17 protein-coding genes and 1 pseudogene are annotated in these 18,263 nt (G+C 49.7%); 8 read left to right on the forward strand and 10 right to left on the reverse strand.

Going from position 1 to position 18,263, the window contains the following annotated elements; genetic code table 11:
- Positions 1–15: 15 nt before the first annotated feature.
- The 3 genes from LQ777_RS20630 to rpsU form a co-directional block, all read right to left on the reverse strand.
- Entirely contained in the window at positions 16–708 is a 693-nt protein-coding gene (locus LQ777_RS20630) for an EboA domain-containing protein (RefSeq protein ID WP_232559830.1), read from the reverse strand.
- Positions 709–712: 4 nt separating this feature from the next.
- Positions 713–1,618 carry a tyrosine-type recombinase/integrase gene (locus LQ777_RS20635; protein WP_232559831.1) on the reverse strand — a complete coding sequence of 302 codons (906 nt, stop codon included), beginning with the start codon at positions 1,616–1,618 and terminating at the stop codon, positions 713–715.
- A 224-nt stretch (positions 1,619–1,842) separates the two neighbouring features.
- Positions 1,843–2,040 carry a 30S ribosomal protein S21 gene (rpsU, locus tag LQ777_RS20640; protein WP_012924721.1) on the reverse strand — a complete coding sequence of 66 codons (198 nt, stop codon included), beginning with the start codon at positions 2,038–2,040 and terminating at the stop codon, positions 1,843–1,845.
- Between the two features lie 56 nt (positions 2,041–2,096).
- Here rpsU and LQ777_RS20645 point away from each other — a divergent pair, with 56 nt between their 5' ends.
- From LQ777_RS20645 to LQ777_RS20670, 6 genes are all read left to right on the forward strand, one after another.
- On the forward strand, positions 2,097–3,020 hold the full coding sequence (locus tag LQ777_RS20645) for a Ppx/GppA phosphatase family protein (RefSeq protein ID WP_232559832.1): 924 nt from the start codon (positions 2,097–2,099) through the stop codon (positions 3,018–3,020).
- A gap of 114 nt (positions 3,021–3,134) precedes the next feature.
- Positions 3,135–4,136 (forward strand): bile acid:sodium symporter family protein, encoded by a 1,002-nt coding sequence (locus LQ777_RS20650; RefSeq protein ID WP_232559833.1) that lies wholly within the window; start codon positions 3,135–3,137, stop codon positions 4,134–4,136.
- Positions 4,137–4,258: 122 nt separating this feature from the next.
- Complete coding sequence (locus LQ777_RS20655; RefSeq protein WP_232559834.1) at positions 4,259–4,657, forward strand: hypothetical protein; 399 nt, start codon at positions 4,259–4,261, stop codon at positions 4,655–4,657.
- A 376-nt stretch (positions 4,658–5,033) separates the two neighbouring features.
- The gene (locus tag LQ777_RS20660; protein WP_232559835.1) at positions 5,034–5,831 is read left to right on the forward strand and encodes an alpha/beta fold hydrolase; all 798 of its coding nucleotides are present in this window, start codon (positions 5,034–5,036) and stop codon (positions 5,829–5,831) included.
- An 85-nt stretch (positions 5,832–5,916) separates the two neighbouring features.
- The gene (locus LQ777_RS20665; protein WP_232559836.1) at positions 5,917–7,473 is read left to right on the forward strand and encodes a sensor histidine kinase; all 1,557 of its coding nucleotides are present in this window, start codon (positions 5,917–5,919) and stop codon (positions 7,471–7,473) included.
- Between the two features lie 102 nt (positions 7,474–7,575).
- Positions 7,576–8,274: a carboxylesterase family protein gene (locus LQ777_RS20670; RefSeq protein ID WP_232559837.1), complete on the forward strand. Its 699-nt coding sequence runs from the start codon at positions 7,576–7,578 to the stop codon at positions 8,272–8,274.
- Positions 8,275–8,338: 64 nt separating this feature from the next.
- Here LQ777_RS20670 and LQ777_RS20675 read toward each other — a convergent pair whose 3' ends face one another.
- Positions 8,339–9,715, reverse strand: coding sequence for a Gfo/Idh/MocA family protein (locus LQ777_RS20675; protein ID WP_232559838.1), 1,377 nt, complete (start codon positions 9,713–9,715; stop codon positions 8,339–8,341).
- Positions 9,716–10,006: 291 nt separating this feature from the next.
- On the opposite strand from LQ777_RS20675, the gene LQ777_RS20680 reads away from it, so the two are divergent.
- A complete protein-coding gene (locus LQ777_RS20680; protein WP_232559839.1) occupies positions 10,007–10,411 on the forward strand; it encodes a hypothetical protein in 405 nt (134 codons plus the stop codon).
- A 16-nt stretch (positions 10,412–10,427) separates the two neighbouring features.
- Here the strand turns inward: LQ777_RS20680 and LQ777_RS20685 are convergent, their stop codons facing one another.
- The 4 genes from LQ777_RS20685 to LQ777_RS20700 are packed head-to-tail and all read right to left on the reverse strand — an operon-like array spanning position 10,428 to position 14,707.
- Positions 10,428–11,480 carry a prenyltransferase/squalene oxidase repeat-containing protein gene (locus LQ777_RS20685; protein ID WP_232559840.1) on the reverse strand — a complete coding sequence of 351 codons (1,053 nt, stop codon included), beginning with the start codon at positions 11,478–11,480 and terminating at the stop codon, positions 10,428–10,430.
- A 6-nt stretch (positions 11,481–11,486) separates the two neighbouring features.
- Entirely contained in the window at positions 11,487–12,593 is a 1,107-nt protein-coding gene (locus LQ777_RS20690) for a prenyltransferase/squalene oxidase repeat-containing protein (RefSeq protein ID WP_232559841.1), read from the reverse strand.
- Positions 12,581–13,834, reverse strand: a complete 1,254-nt coding sequence (locus LQ777_RS20695; protein ID WP_232559842.1) for an ABC transporter ATP-binding protein — start codon at positions 13,832–13,834, stop codon at positions 12,581–12,583. The genes LQ777_RS20690 and LQ777_RS20695 overlap by 13 nt, the downstream gene beginning before the upstream one ends.
- Before the next feature lie 42 nt (positions 13,835–13,876).
- Positions 13,877–14,707 (reverse strand): ABC transporter permease, encoded by an 831-nt coding sequence (locus LQ777_RS20700; RefSeq protein WP_232559843.1) that lies wholly within the window; start codon positions 14,705–14,707, stop codon positions 13,877–13,879.
- A 63-nt stretch (positions 14,708–14,770) separates the two neighbouring features.
- On the opposite strand from LQ777_RS20700, the gene LQ777_RS20705 reads away from it, so the two are divergent.
- A complete protein-coding gene (locus tag LQ777_RS20705) occupies positions 14,771–15,811 on the forward strand; it encodes a UbiA family prenyltransferase (RefSeq protein WP_232559844.1) in 1,041 nt (346 codons plus the stop codon).
- Positions 15,812–16,424: 613 nt separating this feature from the next.
- Here LQ777_RS20705 and LQ777_RS20710 read toward each other — a convergent pair.
- Together LQ777_RS20710 and LQ777_RS20715 are read right to left on the reverse strand one after the other, a co-directional pair.
- Positions 16,425–16,775 (reverse strand): annotated as a pseudogene (locus LQ777_RS20710) (glycosyltransferase family 2 protein); the annotation flags it as partial.
- Positions 16,772–17,953: a glycosyltransferase family 4 protein gene (locus LQ777_RS20715; protein WP_232559845.1), complete on the reverse strand. Its 1,182-nt coding sequence runs from the start codon at positions 17,951–17,953 to the stop codon at positions 16,772–16,774. The gene LQ777_RS20715 and the pseudogene LQ777_RS20710, both read right to left, overlap by 4 nt.
- Positions 17,954–18,263: the final 310 nt, after the last annotated feature.

The following is an 18,263-nucleotide window of genomic DNA, read 5'->3' on the forward strand; positions in this document are numbered from 1 at the left end:
CCGCAATTGGCAAGGCTAATCCGTTAACAACTCGATATGAGGGGGCAAACTACGCCCGGCAGCCCTGCGCTCGGCAGCATAGTCAGCCAGCGTATGCGCGAGTCGGGCGTTTTTGCGCTCATTCAACCCAATAATCTGCGTAACATCTTTATCGGTGAAAAAGGCTTTTAAAATCAGTTGATTCCAGGCCGCTTCGTCAAAATGATCGGCGGGGTACGGATTATGCAGCATGATCGCCGATTGCACATCGGCAATGTTATTGCGGATACCTTCCGTTGCCTGAAACCGCCAGGCGTCCGGATAAGCCAGAATAGGCAATGCAGAATACAACGCCACAAGCTCGTTAAGCTCACCAGCTTTAAACAACTCGGTGATTGTTTTTACGTATAGCGATTCATCGTCGGCGGGCAGTTGAAGCAGCCACCAAACCCGCGCCAGTCGATCCAGCGTCCAACCCGATACGGTGAACCCAGGTCGTAGTTGTTCCAATGCAAAGGTGAGATCAGCGGGCACTTCGATGGGTTGCTTTCCAACAAAGCGAGGTAACGCGGTAAAGACTCGGTAAAATACGGGTATGTGTAGACCTGACGGTCCGGTTCCACCCTGTAATAAATCGACCTGTTGCCGCAGGTAATTGATTGCCTTTTCAGAATTCGCTTGCTGCTCAATCAGGTAGAACAGCGTTTCACTCATTTGCAGAATATTCATAGCGTTACTTGGCTTTCGGGTGCGCCTGATCATACGTCTTTTTGAGTTGTTCCAGGCTGGTATGCGTGTAAATCTGGGTAGCGGCCAGACTACTGTGCCCTAACAGATCTTTGATGGCGTTAAGATCGGCCCCCCGATTAAGCAGATGCGTGGCAAACGAATGCCTGAGAACGTGTGGACTTTTCTTTTCGAGGGTGGTTACCAGATCCAGATGCCGCTTAACAATTCGCTGGATAAGCATCGGGTAGGCCGCAATTCCTTTTTCGCTGACAATTAGATAAATAGTATCAACCGCTCCGCCAAACGTTTCTTCCTTGAGCAAACTATAGTGACGAATCAGTTCGAACAAGGGCTGGGTGAGCGGTATAATCCGATGCTTATTGCGTTTGCCGAGCACGGTGATCGTTCGCTCATACAGATTTACATCCGTCGTTTTGAGACCTGTCAGTTCGCTTAGCCGGATTCCTGTACCATACAGCAATTCAAGCACTAATTTGTCTCGTATTCCTTCAAAGGTGTTTGCAAAGTCAACGTCGCTCAGCAGCGTTTCCATCGGTTTTTCTTCTACGTAGACCGGAATTCGCTTGCTGGCTTTCAGTGCCTGCACCTTTGTCATTGGGTCGAGCGTGATCACTTTTCGCCGTAACAGAAATCCGTAGTAGCACCGAAGCGTAGCGATTTTTCGGTTTACCGACGATTTATCCAGTTCCCCTTCAACTAGACTTACAATCCAGGATCGAATGTGCCGATAATCAGCCTGTTCGGGTCGTTCGACGTTGCATTCCGCCAGTAGAAACGTACTGAATTGCTCCATGTCCTTCGCGTAAGCGGTCAGCGTATGGAGACTCAGCCGCTTCTCGTAACGGATGTACTGAAGAAAATCGTCTGAACTGGGATTTACTTGATTCATAAAAATAGTCAGATGAAGCGTCTATTCGACTACCTGATTTTATCGGCCAAATCTACTCACGTTAGGCATGCAATTTAGCTAAATCATGGTTTGGCAAAGCAACAAAAAAGCAGCAAACATTCCTGCTTGCTGCTCCTGTGTCTATGTTAGCAACTAACAATCACTGACTGCGCATTCAGTAATTGCGACCAACCTACACATCCGGTCAATACCGGGCTGTTGCCCTATTGCTCGGTGTGATTGCCGTACATTCTTTCTTTGTAAGCGGCTTTGATGATCTCGGTGCGACGCTTTACCGACGGTTTTTGGAAAGCCGTCCGCGACCGCAACTGCCGTAACACGCCCGTCTTCTCAAATTTCTTTTTGAAGCGTTTGAGGGCCTTGTCAATCGACTCGTTGTCTTTTACGTTAATGATAAGCATGTTGTAATATTGTATTTTAGCTAAAACCGGACGGCAAAGATAATAGTTTTGCGACTATGAAACAAGCCATTATCGACTTAGGTACCAATACATTTCATCTGCTGATCGTCGAAAAAAACGATACCGGTTATAAAACGCTGTTCCGCGAAAGCCGTCCGGCCAAAATCGGGCAGGCCGGAATCAACCAGGGGATCATTACCGAAGAAGGAATCGGGCGGGCATTGACCGTACTAACGTATTTCCGGCACGTACTCGATGAACACCGCGTTGCTCCCGAACAGGTCATCGCCACAGGTACGAGTGCGATTCGGGTTGCCCGCAATCAACAGGAGTTTATCCGCCGGGTCGAGCAGGAAACCGGTATTCGGATACAGGTTATTTCGGGTGATCAGGAAGCCGAATACATTTACAAAGGCGTCCGTGCTGCCGGTTCTCTGGATAACACGACGGCGCTGGTTATTGACATTGGCGGAGGAAGCGTAGAATTTATTTTGGGCAATCAAGAGCGCATCTTCTGGAAACAAAGCTTCGAAATCGGTGGCCAACGGCTGCGCGAACGCTTTATGACGAGCGACCCGATTGGCCCGGCCAGCATCCGCCGACTACACGATTATTTTCAGGAGCAGTTACTACCGCTTGCCAACGCCATTCACCAGTATCACCCGGCAGTACTAGTTGGCTCGTCGGGGTCGTTCGATACGCTGGTCGATATGTGGTTCATGCACGAGCAAGGCCGTTTACCCGATCCTAAACAAAGCGCCTTTACCTTACCCGTCGAGGAGTTTTACCGCGCTTACGAACTACTTGTTACCCGCAATCATGCCGAACGTATGCAGATTCCGGGCATGATCGAACTGCGCGTTGATATGATTGTCGTGGCCGTTTGCTTAATTGACTACGTGCTAAAGACCTATGCGATCTCTCAGATTCGAACATCGACGTACTCGCTGAAAGAAGGCGTTTTGAGTAGCTTGGGTTAAGAATCGGCTTTTTATCCTAGCTGAGCGATCCGTTCAGCCAGAGCCATCCTAAATCATAACTAACTCCTCGCTCGGACATGGCCGCCAGCCGGCTAGTCCACTTTAGTTACTCCTATGAAAGCCGAAACGAACGAGCGCTCGTCGTACCGCAATCTCATTTACACCGCAACGATTATTGTGGCTGTTATTGTGGCAATGACCTTTCCGGGGCCATTTACCGAACTGAATGGGTTTCCGTTGAAAAAGTTGATTGTTCCCTTGCTGCAAATCATCATGCTGGGTATGGGGACAACCATGTCGATCAAAGATTTCGAAAGTGTCATTCAGCAACCACGAGCGGTTTTTATTGGTGTAGCGTGTCATTTTCTCATTATGCCGCTGCTCGGTTTTACACTGGCCAATGTGTTTAGCTTTCCGCCCGAAATCGCAGCCGGTGTTGTACTAATCGGGTGTTCGCCGAGTGGGCTGGCGTCGAACGTGATGTGTTTTATTGCCAAGGCGAACGTGCCGCTGTCGATTACCATCACCACACTGGCAACCTTGCTGGCTCCGTTTCTGATGCCCGCGCTCATGAAATTACTGGCCGGACAGTTTATTGAGATCTCGCTCTGGGACATGATGATTCACATCACCGAAATTGTCATTCTACCCGTAATCGTTGGGCTGATTTTGAATCGTATTTTTCATAAATCGGCGACGATGATCAACCGCGTGATGCCGTTGGTATCGATGGTGGGGATTGTGCTGATCGTGGCGATCATTACGGCTGCGGGACGCGATAGCCTGCTGACCGTCGGCTGGACGCTGGCGCTGTGCGTACTGATTCACAACCTTACCGGCTTTACATTAGGTTATTGGGCGGCTCGACTGTTTGGCATGGATGAACAAAGCTGCCGCACGGTCGCCATTGAAGTTGGCCTGCAAAATGGGGGTCTGGCGTCGGGTATTGCCGTTCAGATGGGTAAAGTTGCAACAGTTGGCCTCGCTCCCGCTCTTTTCGGCCCGATCATGAATACAACCGGTTCATTGTTGGCAACTTACTGGAGCCAGCGGCCACCCAAAGAAACAATTGTCGATCAAACCGCTTCGCCAACGGTGAAGACACAAGGAGTTTAATTTGATAAACGGGGCTGTTAAATACAGCCCCATTTCGTTTATAACGAACAACACCGAGCAGAAACGACTGACTCTGCTTATCTTAGCACGGCATATACCGCAACCGCTTTGACTCAATAACAATGAAAATTATCTGTATCGTCACCGCACTTCTGCTTGGTTTATTCACCCAGACGTTTGCTCAAAATCAATCGGTTGAAAACCAGAAATTCGTGTTTCTCAACAATGGAGCAACCATCGGCATGATCATTAAATCGGTTCTGAAAGCCGACAAGCAACGGCTTAAACTTACCGATCAGCAGCTACCTAAAGCGAAGCAGGTCATAACCGATGCGACGGTGAAATTCAATGAAGGCGTAAAAGCGCTGAAACGAACCGGTATGAATAACCAGAAGCTACGTGTGCTGGCCGTAGCAGTAGAGACGGAGAAAGTTCATCAGTACAAGTCGATATTGACCCCAGAACAGTACGCTATACTGGTTGCGCAACACAAAAAAGTGTATCCAGAAAGCAAGGTGTAAAGCTAGCCTATGCAAAGGCTTTGGTAAACGCTCACTCTCTGGTGTAGGACAAGCGAGAAACCACCACCCTTTTTTGTACGTGTGCTTTTAACTCGCGTCGCCACACCCTACACCGTTTTCTTGGCTTTACACGGTAGAAAATCAGACAACTCCTGAAATAGTTGTCTTTTTGCTTACTAGTGAAAACATATGTCTGTTATCACATAGGTTATAGACCACATAATTGATTTCTCAAAAGACGCAAACTATTCATAGTTACTTAACGAATATATATGATGTGTGATTGAACCCTTTTTTATATATTTGACTTGATGTTAATATAATTAACCCGTTATAAATGTAATAATCAATCTGGTAACATTTTTTACAACTGAGCATGTCTGTACTTGTAAGGAATAATGTGCGTTTGCTTGGCAACCAGCAGGCAGATAAGACATTGGTATTCGCTCATGGTTTTGGTACCGATCAAACAGCGTGGAATGGTGTTGCGCCAGCCTTTTTTGATACACACCGAGTCGTATTGTTCGACTACGTTGGAGCGAACGAAATAACCGCCCCTCATTTTAATCCGCGTAAATACAAGCAGCTATACTCATTTGCGGATGACATATTGGACATCTTCGATGAATTAGAACTGCGAGACGTGGTTTTTATCGGTCATTCGGCGGGTGGCATGAGCGGAACACTTGCCGCTATACAGGAGCCAACCTGGTTCTCGAAACTTGTTTTATTAAATGCCTCCCCCTGTTATGTTGATCAGGAAAATTATATTGGTGGCTTTAATACAGAGGTTCTGGAAGCGCTTTTCGCCCAAATGGAAAGTAATTTCCATGCTTGGGCCAGTGGTTTTGCGCCCATGATTATGGCAAATCCAGATCGACCGCAATACGCTGCGGCATTTGCAAAAACGTTATCTGCTATGCGCCCTGATGTAGCGCTCTGTATTGCAAAGGTTATTTTTTACTCCGATCATCGGTCAGACATTACTAAGTTAATGCACCCAACCTTATTGCTTCAGAACAAAGATGACGTTGCCGTTCCGATTGATGTAAGCTACTACCTGGAAAAGTATATGCCTAATGCGAGATTATCGTTGATCGATGGTGAAGGACACTTACCCCACATCAGTGATCCCGACAAAGTTGTACAGAAAATCAAACTATTTCTGAACTAGACTTTTCTGTCAGAACAATACTTTGCTCCGTCTACCATCAATTTGCTTATAGAGTAGTGACTGGATCGGTTGACCACTTACATCGATGGATTTTAAGGTACTTGAGAGACGTTTTCGGGCTATTGAAGCAACTGAAATCGGTCCGAAACTTGTCGAAGCCTATATAGCCGAAACGCTTGCTTTCCTCGGCGCCGATGATTGTTTCATTCTCCAGGAACGAGACGAGTGGACAGCGACTGTGCAATTCACGGGCTCGTCAAAAATAAATTCGGCGTCTTTCAATCCTGCGCAGCTTATTGATTTAACCCGCGAGACTTGTTTCTTTCTGGAAAGTGATTTCACCCCCCGCCGGGCCCTGAAGGCGCTACTAGGCGGCTACAGGCAGGTGGCGGGTTTCCGCCTGAACAATTATTCGGTCAAAGGCTGGGCGTTGATTGTCTGGACCGAACCAAACGATTTACCTGCTGAGGATGTCGAGGATGTCCTGTACCGATTCAGCGACAAAATTCTGATTACGAGTTTGTCGCTTCAGCGCATTGCCCTCGAACAGCAATATCGATTCATCTTTGGTATTGTGCCCCAGGCGATTGTCCTTGTTAATGAAGAAGACGAAACGAGCTGGGTAAATCAGGCAGCCATTGAATTACTGGATCTTGAGCAAGGTGATCTCCGTCCCTCACCGGCGAGCTTGTCCATTGGCATGTTGAAACTTCGCAATCAGGCTCTCAACCTGGATGCGATCAACCACACAGCCGCTGAGTTTATTCGCGATTCGAATTTTAGCATTAAAGAATGGCTTTGGATTTTCTCGGACAAGATTCTGTCGATTCTGACCAGACCTATTTTCTCCCCTTACTTCAAAGGGCGGATCTGGCTGTTCAACGATGTAACCGAACTGTATCAGAAAAATCAGCAGCTTTCGGAGGCTAACCGCGAAATCGAGAATCTGATCAGTGTCATCGCCCACGATTTAAAATCGCCATTGGCCACGCTCAGTTTTATTTTCAATTTCCTGCCCATGCATGGGCCGTTGAACGAAGAGCAAAACGAAAACATCGAATACGGCCAGAAGACCATTAAGCGTGGGCTAAACCTCATCGACAGTATCGTTTACTTCAACAAGCTTATTTCGTCGAACCTTCCGGTCCAGATGGAAGATGTCGAGCTTGACGATTTAATTAGTGTGATCGTCGAAGGGTTTTCGGCGCAGGCTTACCAGAAGGAGATTACGTTGCACACCCGCCGTGTAGAGCAGCCCGTTCTGTTGCATACCGATCCAGAATCACTGGTTCGTATTCTTGACAACCTGGTCAGTAATGCCCTGAAGTTTTCTCCCTTCGGACGAAACATATACGTCGAAACAGATATGCGGGATGATCAGCTGACAATCTCGGTCAGAGATGAAGGTCCCGGCATCTCCGACCAGGACCGCACTAAATTGTTCAAACGGTTTCAGCGTTTATCCGCTCAACCAACCAACAATGAAGGATCGTCAGGTTTGGGGTTATCCATTGTCAAAGCGTTAACCGACAAGTTGGGAGCAACCATCGAAGTCGATAGCACGGTCAATGTCGGCACGACCTTCCGTTTGGTCTTCCCCATAACGTTCGTCCGCGTCAGTGATCAGATCACGGCTCAATAAGCTTACGTCTGTTAGGTGATTGAACCGCCAGCAGAAAGTCATTGTGAAAGCAGAAAACGGCTAAGAGAATTTGTCAATCTTTGCGACTTGATACGCCCAAGGATGTCCACCAGTCTGTTTTCCACGTTTTATTGCCTTACCCTACTCCTGTTTAGTCTGAACGGCTATGCGCAGCCAGCGTCAACAGGTAAGATTAAAGCGGACTACAAGTACCAGCTTTATCTACCCAAAGGCTATTCGGCTACCAAAACGGCTTATCCGTTGGTCATTTACCTTCATGGTGGTTCACAGCGGGGCAACGACTTAACCAAACTGAACGTCTATGGCCCGCCTTCTCTGGTCAGCAAGGGCCAGGATTTTCCTTTTATCATTGCGTCACCACAGTGCCCCAACGATAAGTTCTGGTCAACCGATAACTGGTTTGAACCACTCTACGCGGACCTAACGACAAAATACCGAATCGATCCAAAGCGAGTCTACTTAACCGGTATCAGCATGGGTGGGTACGGGGCCTGGCAGACTGCGGTAGCCTATCCGGATAAGTTTGCGGCTGTTGTACCGTTATGCGGTGGCTGCGATGACTCAACGCAGGTTTGCAACATTAAGAACATACCCATCTGGACCTTCCACGGAACAGCCGACGATCTGATTCCCATTGACGAAACCGAACGATTGGTCAGAAGCTTGGAACAATGTAGAGGAAACGTAAAATTTACCCGGCTCAAAAACGAAGGCCACACTATTCAATACCTCTACGAAGACAAATCCATTTACCGTTGGATGCTTCAACAGCACAACTAAGCTTCTGCTGGCTCAGTAATGAAACAAGAACGGGTAACTACACCAGTTACCCGTTCTTGTTTCATTACACTTTGTTCGGGTCCGGATGCACCCAGGGCTGCCGATAAGGTCGCTGGAGCAGTGCATTCGCTTCGCGGTCGCCGACGATTTCTCGCTTTTGCGGATCGTAGACTATGGGCCGTCCAGTTTTCATCGACATATTAGCCAGGATGCAGCTAGCCGTCGAAATGTGGCCTTGCTCAATATCAGCTATCGGGCGGCCACCTTTATCGATCGCATCCAGGAAATTAAGCATGTGCAGACGCGTAGCCGGAGCGGCATTCAACTCAATCTTGGGTTCAGTTGGCTCCGTGACGTCTTCGGGGTATTTTTCCTTTTCGTAGACTACGTCCTTATGAATCTTCTCACCTTTTCCATCGGGAATGAAATCGTACGCCATGGTACTAGCCCACAAGGTTCCTTTGTCACCGTACAACGTCAGCGACCAGGGATAGTCGGGGTTAGCGGCTGTACCCCAGGTTCGGTGCTGCCAGGCGCAGTTGAGACCGTCGTATTCAAACAGGGCTGATTGGGTATCGGAGATGTTGGATTTGCCTTCTTTCTGGACGTAAATACCACCGCTTGAACTGATCCGGTTTGGCCATCCCAGGTTCAGCATCCAGCGCACCGTGTCGAACATATGGACGCACATATCGCCGGTAATGCCATTGCCGTACTCCATAAACGTGCGCCACCAGCGAACATGGGGCAAACCGTCGTACGGGCGCATCGGTGCGGGTCCTGTCCACATTTCGTAGTCCAGAAAATCGGGAACGGCCTGTACCGGTGGATTGCCATTGTTCCGCATGTGAAAGTAACAGCACATATCTACGTGCGAGACTTTACCCAGCAATCCGGCATCAACGATGTTTTTCTTTGCGTCAATCAGGTGTGGCGTACTTTTGCGCTGCGTACCTACCTGTACCACCCGGTTGTACTTCCGGGCGGCTGCTACCATCGCTTCGCCTTCGATTACATCGACGCTGATCGGCTTCTGCACGTACACGTGCGCACCAGCTTTTACCGCGTCGATGGTTTGCAGGGCGTGCCAGTGGTCGGGCGTCCCGATCAAGACGATATCCAGTTGATTGTCCGCCAACATTTTGCGGTAATCGCCATACATACGGGGCGTTTTACCCGATTTCTGACGCTGGCTTACAAGTTTGGCGGCTCCCGCCATCATGTTTTTATCGACATCACAAAGCGCCACCACCTCAACGGGGGCTACCTGAATCAGCCGAAACAAATCACTTTTCCCGTACCAACCCGTTCCAATCAAACCTACCCGGAGCGTTTTGGTAGGATTGATCAGGTCCATGCCTCTGGCTCCAAACGTTGAAAGAGCAAGGGAAGCGGTAGTTCCCTGCAAAAAACGGCGACGGTTAATGTTGAAACTATGCATGCTATGTTGAGGGTTCAGCCGGCCGAAACCGAGTTTTCAGACTGTATATACTGTCCGCGCTTCGTGTATCATCGTTCCTGACGAAACAACACCGGTGGACATCGACAGCCATACGTTTACAAAAGCAAAAAAGTAAAGAAACTACCAGTTTATCCGTCAATAATTCCGCGCTTTACCACTCATGGGTTTGGTGAGCCGTTCAAACCAATCCGCCAAATTATTTCGCTGCTTACTCGTCTTTGGCTTGCCTGCATACAATCAATTGTGAACCTCTTTTTCAATCTCGAAACGATGAAACCTTTCTCAAGACTCTTCGCTTTTGGGTTCATCATGAACCTGTTGACGCTCATGATCTTTGTTTCTATAGCCACAGCCCAACACATCCCACCAACCAGGCTGGCCCGCTATCAGCTAAGCGCGTACGTTTCGGCAGACAGCAGCCGGTTACGAGTCAACATCAACAAGCAACCCGGCGGGCAGTTGCACATACACCTTATCGATCAAAAAGGTACGTTACTGTTTGATCAGACGATGGCTCCGATGGACACCGTACGCCGATACAGTTTAAACCTGATGGAATTGGCCGTTGGCAACTACACGCTGAAAGTGTCGAACGGTTTGGAGGTGATGTTTCGGGATTTTAAAATTATGCCCCGGAAGCCCCGGAAGATGATTCGTACCATCACCTTGCTTTAAGCCTAAGCGTTATGGTCTAAGCCAGCAACTGCTTTTTTTGGCGATAACCAGCCAGTGCTTCCAGACAGAAGCCCGTCGTCAGTTCTTCAGAACCCCAGCCCTGCAAGAGTTTAGGACCGCCGTAGTAGAACAACCAGCGAGGCCATTCGCCAGCTTCTCCCTGCTTTGCAATTAAATACGAAACAGCGTTGGTCAACGGCGGCACATCGGCCCCAAAATTGAGCAACGTACTGATGGCAAATGCGGTGTCCAATACCGATTTCCCTATTCGCCCGTCGGGTTGCACACCAGCTACGATGCGTTCGACGATGGGCTGGATAACGGGTTCAAGACTGACGACTCCCCGCTTGTAGGCGCGCGACAGCAGATAATACATGTTATACGGATTGCGGTACCATTTATCGCAGTTGCCTTCCCGCCCTTCCGCAATGGTCTGGATCAGCGCTGCGATTACGGGCCGGGTCTGCTCGGTCTCGCCCAGGTAGTAGACGATGTTGGTATTGATACCCAGATCAATGTCAGCTCGGGTACACTCGTTGGCCCGCCAGAAGAAAAAACTGGTAATCGGTTGGCTTATTTCTTTGATGGCTAGCCGCCAGTGCGTTCGGTTGGTATGCCAGCGCGGACGCAAAATAAACCAGGTGTAAAATAACCCCTGTTGACTCCGGTTAGCCAGTAGAAGCGGTACGTTGCTTTCCTCAAGACAGCGTACCCCACGCGCTTCCAGTAAGGCCGACGCATAAGCCAAGCTGTCGGCGTCGTAAGGAACCATGTGATGCCAGGGATGACGCTCAGAAAATACGGGCCACACCCCACCCCGGTGCATCTGTCCGGCGATATAGTCAGTAGCGCGGGTGATCATGGCATCGACCTCCGGGCGTTCATTGAGGGGCAGCAGACAGGAAGCGACTACCATTGTGGCAAAAACGGTGCTATCCGTAATGCACCAACCTTGCATAGGCTCGTCGGCGGCAATGTAGCAGCAAAACTCACCGTTTGGGTACTGGTGTTGCTCCAAGTACTGCACACCCTTGTTTATTGCCGCTTCTAACTGACCGAGCTGATTCATAGTTTGTTACGCGATAGGTGTATAACTTAACTTGCCTGTCTCCCGCTTTTTTAGCCAATTCCGATAAGAAGTCAGAGCTTCTAGGCAAAAGCCCGTCGTTAATTCTTCCGATCCCCAGCCAGCCGTTTTACCGGGCTCCCGGCCTAAGAGAACAGTTCTCGACCATTCGCCCTGTTTAGCCTGTTGTGCCAGTAGCACCGTCGCGGTTCGTTCGATGACCATTGGGTTTCCCTGCCAGTAGATCAGCGCACTGAGTGCCTGTGCTGTTTCCAGCGGACTCTCCCCGAACAATCCGTCCGGTTGTTGATGGCTTAACAGGCGTTCTAGTACGACAGGTCGTACATTCTCCAGTTGCCGAACGCCCTTGTCAATAAGGCGTCCCAGCGCGTAGTAGAACGTGATTGGGCTACGGTACCAGCTATCGGACGCTGTTTCCTGCTTGGTATGAACAAGCTTCACCAAATAGTCCAGCATGGGTTGCGTGGCTTCGCTAAGACCCAGATAATACAAGGCATTGGCATTGATAACTTTACCAACGTCCGTACGCCGATACCCTTGTTTTTTCCAGAAAAGCAGACTGTCAAACGGACGTTTGACGATCCGTAAGCCCGTGCGCCAGTACAGCCGGTTAAGCGTCGGGCGGGGGCGCAGTATCAACCAGGTGTATAGCGCTCCGTTGTCACCCTGATTTAACAGTAGTAATGACCGCATATCGGCCCGTGGATAATCAACGTTTAGTGCATCGAACAAAGCGCCGACGTGAACGGTACTGTCAACATCGGGTGGACAAAGCGGGAATAAAGGATTCCGAAGCGTGTAGTAATTGCAAGCTCCACCCCGCATCATCTGATAATCCAAGAAAGAAACGGCACGCACAAGCACGGCACTGACTTTAGGATGATCATTCAGCCCCAGCAGTGTATTGGCAATGATTGCCGTTGGCGCGGCTACGCTATCGGGTGTGCACTGTTCCTGCATCCGTCTGTCGAGCGCTCTATAGCAGCAGAATTCTCCATTGGGATGCTGATGATGACGTAGATAATCAATACCCCGCTCGACAGCTTGCTCGACCTGATTGAGCCGCGACAACGCTATTTGATTCAATCGATCCATTCTACATCGATAGTAACCAGCTGCTGGGCCATTGACTGCATATTCTTTGTCATACTAGCTCCTTCTTCTACCAGCAACCGAACTGGTGGATTTTCCCAACCCAGATGGGCTAGGACCTGTAACGAATTAAACTCAAAAATAGCAGCCTTTAACAGATAACTACCTGCGGTCAAGGGTAACCTTGGCAATCGGCATGCTATTTCGTGTTGCCCTGCTTTTAAGGCTATGGGCGTTGCTGGAATGGCCCCTGTGATGCACGTTGCCCCATCGCCAGTCCATATAAAAAAGGTCCATCCTAAGTTTTCGAACGGTATCAGCGACTGATACGCAAGCGTTACCTTTATTTCGCTACCGGGCTGAATTACCGCCGACGCCGAACTCATCACCTGCATAGTCAAACTACGAATAGCAATCGGACGGTCGGAGCTAAGCGCTGCCTGCGTCTCTTCTCCTGTTGAGGCTACATGTTGGTGTTGCTGGGAAAAATAGTGATCTAGCGTTTCTGTCGCGGTACCGGAAAATTGGACCTGCCCTTTTTCAAGCAAAAGGCCGCGCTGACAAACCGCCTGAATATGATACGGTACGTGTGATACGAGAATGATAGAGCCCCCCGCCGATAGGTAGCTCTGCATATGCTTAAGGCACTTACGCTGAAAATCCAGATCGCCCACTGCTAGAACCTCGTCAACCAACAAAATATCCGGGTTTAGATGAGCCGCTACGGCATAAGCCAGGCGAGCCGTCATGCCTGAACTGTAGAACTGTACGGGCATATGAATAGCGTCGCCTAGTCCCGTGAAATCTATAATCTGCTCGATCAGCGGGTCCACTTGCCGTTTAGAGAGGCCCAACAGAGCGGCCCGCACGTAGATGTTTTCGCGGCCCGACAAAACAGGGTCCAATCCGATCCCCAGTTCAATAAGTGCCCCGACATTACCACGAATCCGAACCTGTCCCCGGTCGGGCTTTATCAGGCCGTTCAGTATTTTCAGAAGCGTACTTTTTCCGGCCCCGTTGTCGCCAACAATCGCCAGCGACTCCCCTTTGTGTAGATTAAAGGAGATGTTTTGCAAGCCCCAAAACTCCGTTTTACGAAGGTGTCCGTTGTCTTGGGTTTTAGGGCGTCTGTAAGGAGTAAGATCCTTGGCAACATCTTTCACGCCGTACCAAAGCGACCGGCGAAATGATGTACTAAACTTTTTAGAAAGATTATCGACGGAGAGTATAGGTACGGTATTCATTGACTAATCTAATAGTAAAAACCTGATTCTCGGCGAAAGAATTTACAAACGAACAATCAGGTGCGGACGGGCCAATCGATAGAGCAACCAACTCGCCAACAAAAGTAAACATGATCCGAGAGCAACTAGTGTAAACCCGGTCGAGGGTTGAATTACCCCCATCAATAACCAATCGCGGGTGGTCGTGAGCAGTGGCGTTACCGGATTCCAGGCAATGATCGATGCCATTGATGCTGGGGGACTATACACGATGGGTGTTATCAGGAACCATAGATTAATGACAACCGGCAAGGCATTAGCAATGTCGGCATAAAGCAAACCGATCGGTGCCAGCAAATAGCCCAATCCCAATCCGAAAATAACCAGTACGGCGAGTCCTAGTGGGGCCAATAGCATGGTCGCGTGCCAGGGCATCTGGAAAGCAATCAGCACGATGAGCAGTATCAGCATCCGAACCGAACTATTGAACAGCACAGCCCCCAGCCCGGCCACAACAAACGCTTCGTGAGGAACCCGTACTTTCGAAATGGTTGAACGGGCCTGCTGGAGCTGTTGCAGGGGGCAGTTGAGAGCCTCTACAAAGCCCTGCCAGAGAAACAACCCCGTCAGCACGAAAACCGGGTAGGGAACCGACGACGTTAGTCCTTTCAGTACTTTCGCCTGACCTAAATACATCCAGACCAGTCCCGTAACCAGCGGAGGCAACACCATCCAAACGTATCCGAGCAGATTCTGACGTACCTGGACTTTCAGGTTACGGACGAATAACTGCCAGCCGACGTGATACACAATGCGCATATCGGCTTTGATTTCGCCCAAAAAACGGCGGGGTGTCAGCAAGGGCGAATGCGCTGAGTAAATAGTTTCGGTCATTGGTTGTAAATTACAAGCTGTTTACTTCTATTCACATTCGGTTAACATTTCGAATCGGCGTCAATGGGTCAGCCTTTCGTATCGTCTCTTCGTCGCATGGGTGCGCAGATAAACGTATTGGTTCGCGCCAGAGAATGGTGGGGCTACAAGTTTTCGCCCCTGCTGGCTACCGCTTACGCCACTACGTATCTGACCGGTACCTCACTTTGGTCGTTGCTGCCGTGTCTGCTGATTCTGCTGCTGGCCCTGACCGTTGGCGCCGTTTACGTCAGCCTGATCAACGACTGGACCGACCGGGCCATCGACCGGGCCGCTGGCAAAAGCAACCGCCTGGCCGATAAGTCTACCTCGTTTGTCTGGTCAGCCCTGGGCCTCTGTCTGGCAACAGGACTGGCATTCGGGTGTTACTTCTGGACCATTGCTCCGGCGGTCAGTCTTTGGTACTCGGGTGCGTGGATCGCTTATTCGCTGTATTCGATTCCTCCGTTCCGGTTAAAAACCCGAAGTTTTGCCGGTGTGCTGGCCGACGCAGCGGGTGCGCATCTGTTCCCTCAGCTATTCACAGTAGCTTTGATCAGTCACTGGGTAGGCCACACGGTCCCGGACGGCTGGTGGTGGGCCATCGGCGTCTGGTCGCTGGCCTGTGGCATTCGCAACATTCTCTGGCATGTACTCAGTGACGTGGTAGCCGACCGACAGGCGGGTATCAACACCTTTGTTACGCACGTTGGTGAAGTTACCGCTCAACGACTGGGTCAATGGGTTATTTTTCCGGTTGAAGTAACGGCCTTTGCCGTACTACTGATTTTACTGGCTAATCCAGCGGCCCTAATCGCTTTGGCTCTGCACGTAATTCAGGAGTTCATGCGCCGGAAGCTATGGAACGTCCGTCTATATGTACTAGCGCCTAACCAGCGTATCATGCTGAACGAGTACTATATTACGTACTATCCGCTGGCAATTCTACTGACTCAGAGCGCCCGCTATCCCGTCGATATGGCGGTACTGGTGCTACACTTACTTCTCTTTGGTAGTCACCTGTCCGATTCCCTCCGGAACGCGTATCACATTGCGGGGCATCTGCGCCATCGTCTGCTTCGTTAGTGAGCGCAAGGGGCTTGAAACTTAATCGCTTCTGAAGATGCTCCCGGCTCCAGACCGCCAGCTCCTGACTAACCCGGTACGGGGCCAGTTGAAAAGCAATGCCTAAGTGACGCAAAACGACCGAAGAGGCTACCGATTTTTTCCAGCTAAAGTAAGCGAAGGTAAAGTGATGCATAGCCAACCGCCGACGAAAAATGCGTTTCTCGACCGGAGTCAACTGATGTTTGAAGCGATTCAGCAGGACCTGCTCATCGTGAAAGCCAACGTCGGGAATTATAAGGGTGTGATCACGGCAGTCCCAGATGTTTGTTTCATGAATATGCTTCGTCCAGTGCGGTATCGGCATAAACGCTGAGCGGCAGGGACGGTTGATCACCATATCCAGGAGCATACACCAGTCGTCGGCAATGCGCATCTGTCGATTCCACGAACCCGGAAACGAACTCCGACGAATGATCAGCGAAGACGACGGGGATGGACAGTTTTCGATCATTATGCGCCGGTTCTGGCTGGGACTCAGCAGCCACCATCCATTATCTGTTTGGGTACAGAACCGTTTACGCTGTTCGGGTAATAGCAGATTGTGCGCATAGCCGGTGCAATCGTTGCTGGTTCGCCAACTCGCAAATACAAAGTCCAGCTGATGTTTCTGCAACATCGCCATACCGTTGGCCAGAAAATCAGGGTGCCACTCATCATCGGAATCGAGCGAGGCTATGTATTCGCCCCGGCAGTACTGAAGACCCTGGGTGCGGGCAGCGGCCTGTCCCTGGTTAGGCTGGTAATAGTATTCGATGTCGTCAATGTCGGCCAACCGCTCTTTTGTACCATCTGCTGACCCATCGTCAATAACAATAATTTGCCAGGGCGAATAGGTTTGCGCGCGTACACTACGCAGTGCTCTTTCAATGAGGTGTCCTCGGTTATAAGTAGGAATAATAATCGATACAAGCGGCTGACTCATTGGAGAACAAGATTAGGAGCCGGTTCGGTGTGGTTAACCAGCTGAAGAAGTTGATGGCCAAATTGCTCGATGGCATCGGCCGGCACCCGATCGAGTGCATATTGTCGCGCCCGAGCGCCCATCTGGGGCCAGTCGGCCAATCGTTGCCAGGCCCGTTCGAGCGCATCATCAATAGCGTCTGCGGTAGGCGTGGCTGCCAGGAATCCCGTCTCGTTATCCGTTAACAGTTCGGCGACGCCACCAACGTTGGTTACTATCGAGGGGCGGCTGCAAAGCATCGTTTCAACCATAGCGAGTGGTAAGCCTTCGCTACGCGATGGTAGTATCAGCGCATGGTGTGTTTGCCAGATAACAGCAGGATTAGGTACGTGACCGGCAAAATGCGTTCGGTCGGCTATATTCAGAAAGCGGGTAAGTTCCTCGACGGCCTGCCGATGGGGTCCGGCTCCAAAAAACGTGATCTGCCACTGGCGTGCGCGCCATTTAGGCTTCGTTAGCACCTCCAACAAAATGTCCTGCCCCTTGTCAAAAATATCAAGCCGAGCGACGCAGGCCAACCGAACCCCATCCGCAAACGAGGGAAACGACGATACCTCACTGGCGTCAAAAGAAACATTGACTGGATTAAAAACGACTTTGGCGTTCGGTAAGGGCAGGCTAAGCTGCCAGCGCGTCAGTTCGACATTATGTTGTGACACAAAAAAACAGCGCACTGCCGATTGATAAGCCCGTTGAATCATCGGTCGATCGCCATCGTACGGATACAGACAGTGAACGGCTTTCTGCGCGATCAATACGTAAGGAAGATTCTGATGGCGGCACAGGTCGGCAAATTTGATTCCGTCAAAATTATTGCCTTGCGCTACAATCGTCAGATGAGGGCGAATTACTTGCAAAGCCTTTTTCAATAATTGTAACGTTCCGTCCTGCCCATTCAACCAACGATACGGCACCAGCCGGTTTCGGAGTCGCCTTAGTACCGGAAGCAACTGATACAGATCGGTGACTGTGCAACCAGCATCCCGCAAGGCAATTATACGAGGGTGATGCGGATTGACATTCGTTTTGAAAACATGCACCTGATGCCCCGACTGGATCAAAAAATGGGCCGCACGAGCCCAAAGTTCTTCACTACCTCCCCAATCGACAGGACAGGAACTAACAATTACAAACCGCATCCGTATAGCTATCTTTCGCTTCACTAAATTTTCAGAACCACTTCGTCATCAACAGCTTGTAACGATCGGTAAACAGCACAAAACTGGCACGAGAGCAGACATGCACCTTGTATAGTCTTATGATAGAGTATCCCTATTTATCTACTAATAAAAACAAACTATCTATCATATATAGTATCTAGTTATTAAGCGGTAGGCAAGAGTAAAAAAAGGTCAAATTATAACTATTTTGGTATACTTATTTTATACAAACAATACTTTAGTAAATATCCTTTCGTTGTCAGCAGCACTATTAGATCGAATGGTAACT

Source organism: Spirosoma oryzicola (assembly GCF_021233055.1).
GTDB classification, from domain to species: domain Bacteria; phylum Bacteroidota; class Bacteroidia; order Cytophagales; family Spirosomataceae; genus Spirosoma; species Spirosoma oryzicola.

Bases quoted from the DNA above. Each gene is read 5' to 3' on its own strand.
- LQ777_RS20630 (WP_232559830.1), bottom strand. From the start codon at position 708: ATGAATATTCTGCAAATGAGTGAAACGCTGTTCTACCTGATTGAGCAG.
- LQ777_RS20635 (WP_232559831.1), bottom strand. From the start codon at position 1,618: ATGAATCAAGTAAATCCCAGTTCAGACGATTTTCTTCAGTACATCCGT.
- rpsU (WP_012924721.1), bottom strand. From the start codon at position 2,040: ATGCTTATCATTAACGTAAAAGACAACGAGTCGATTGACAAGGCCCTC.
- LQ777_RS20645 (WP_232559832.1), top strand. From the start codon at position 2,097: ATGAAACAAGCCATTATCGACTTAGGTACCAATACATTTCATCTGCTG.
- LQ777_RS20650 (WP_232559833.1), top strand. From the start codon at position 3,135: ATGAAAGCCGAAACGAACGAGCGCTCGTCGTACCGCAATCTCATTTAC.
- LQ777_RS20655 (WP_232559834.1), top strand. From the start codon at position 4,259: ATGAAAATTATCTGTATCGTCACCGCACTTCTGCTTGGTTTATTCACC.
- LQ777_RS20660 (WP_232559835.1), top strand. From the start codon at position 5,034: ATGTCTGTACTTGTAAGGAATAATGTGCGTTTGCTTGGCAACCAGCAG.
- LQ777_RS20665 (WP_232559836.1), top strand. From the start codon at position 5,917: ATGGATTTTAAGGTACTTGAGAGACGTTTTCGGGCTATTGAAGCAACT.
- LQ777_RS20670 (WP_232559837.1), top strand. From the start codon at position 7,576: ATGTCCACCAGTCTGTTTTCCACGTTTTATTGCCTTACCCTACTCCTG.
- LQ777_RS20675 (WP_232559838.1), bottom strand. From the start codon at position 9,715: ATGCATAGTTTCAACATTAACCGTCGCCGTTTTTTGCAGGGAACTACC.
- LQ777_RS20680 (WP_232559839.1), top strand. From the start codon at position 10,007: ATGAAACCTTTCTCAAGACTCTTCGCTTTTGGGTTCATCATGAACCTG.
- LQ777_RS20685 (WP_232559840.1), bottom strand. From the start codon at position 11,480: ATGAATCAGCTCGGTCAGTTAGAAGCGGCAATAAACAAGGGTGTGCAG.
- LQ777_RS20690 (WP_232559841.1), bottom strand. From the start codon at position 12,593: ATGGATCGATTGAATCAAATAGCGTTGTCGCGGCTCAATCAGGTCGAG.
- LQ777_RS20695 (WP_232559842.1), bottom strand. From the start codon at position 13,834: ATGAATACCGTACCTATACTCTCCGTCGATAATCTTTCTAAAAAGTTT.
- LQ777_RS20700 (WP_232559843.1), bottom strand. From the start codon at position 14,707: ATGACCGAAACTATTTACTCAGCGCATTCGCCCTTGCTGACACCCCGC.
- LQ777_RS20705 (WP_232559844.1), top strand. From the start codon at position 14,771: ATGGGTCAGCCTTTCGTATCGTCTCTTCGTCGCATGGGTGCGCAGATA.
- LQ777_RS20715 (WP_232559845.1), bottom strand. From the start codon at position 17,953: ATGCGGTTTGTAATTGTTAGTTCCTGTCCTGTCGATTGGGGAGGTAGT.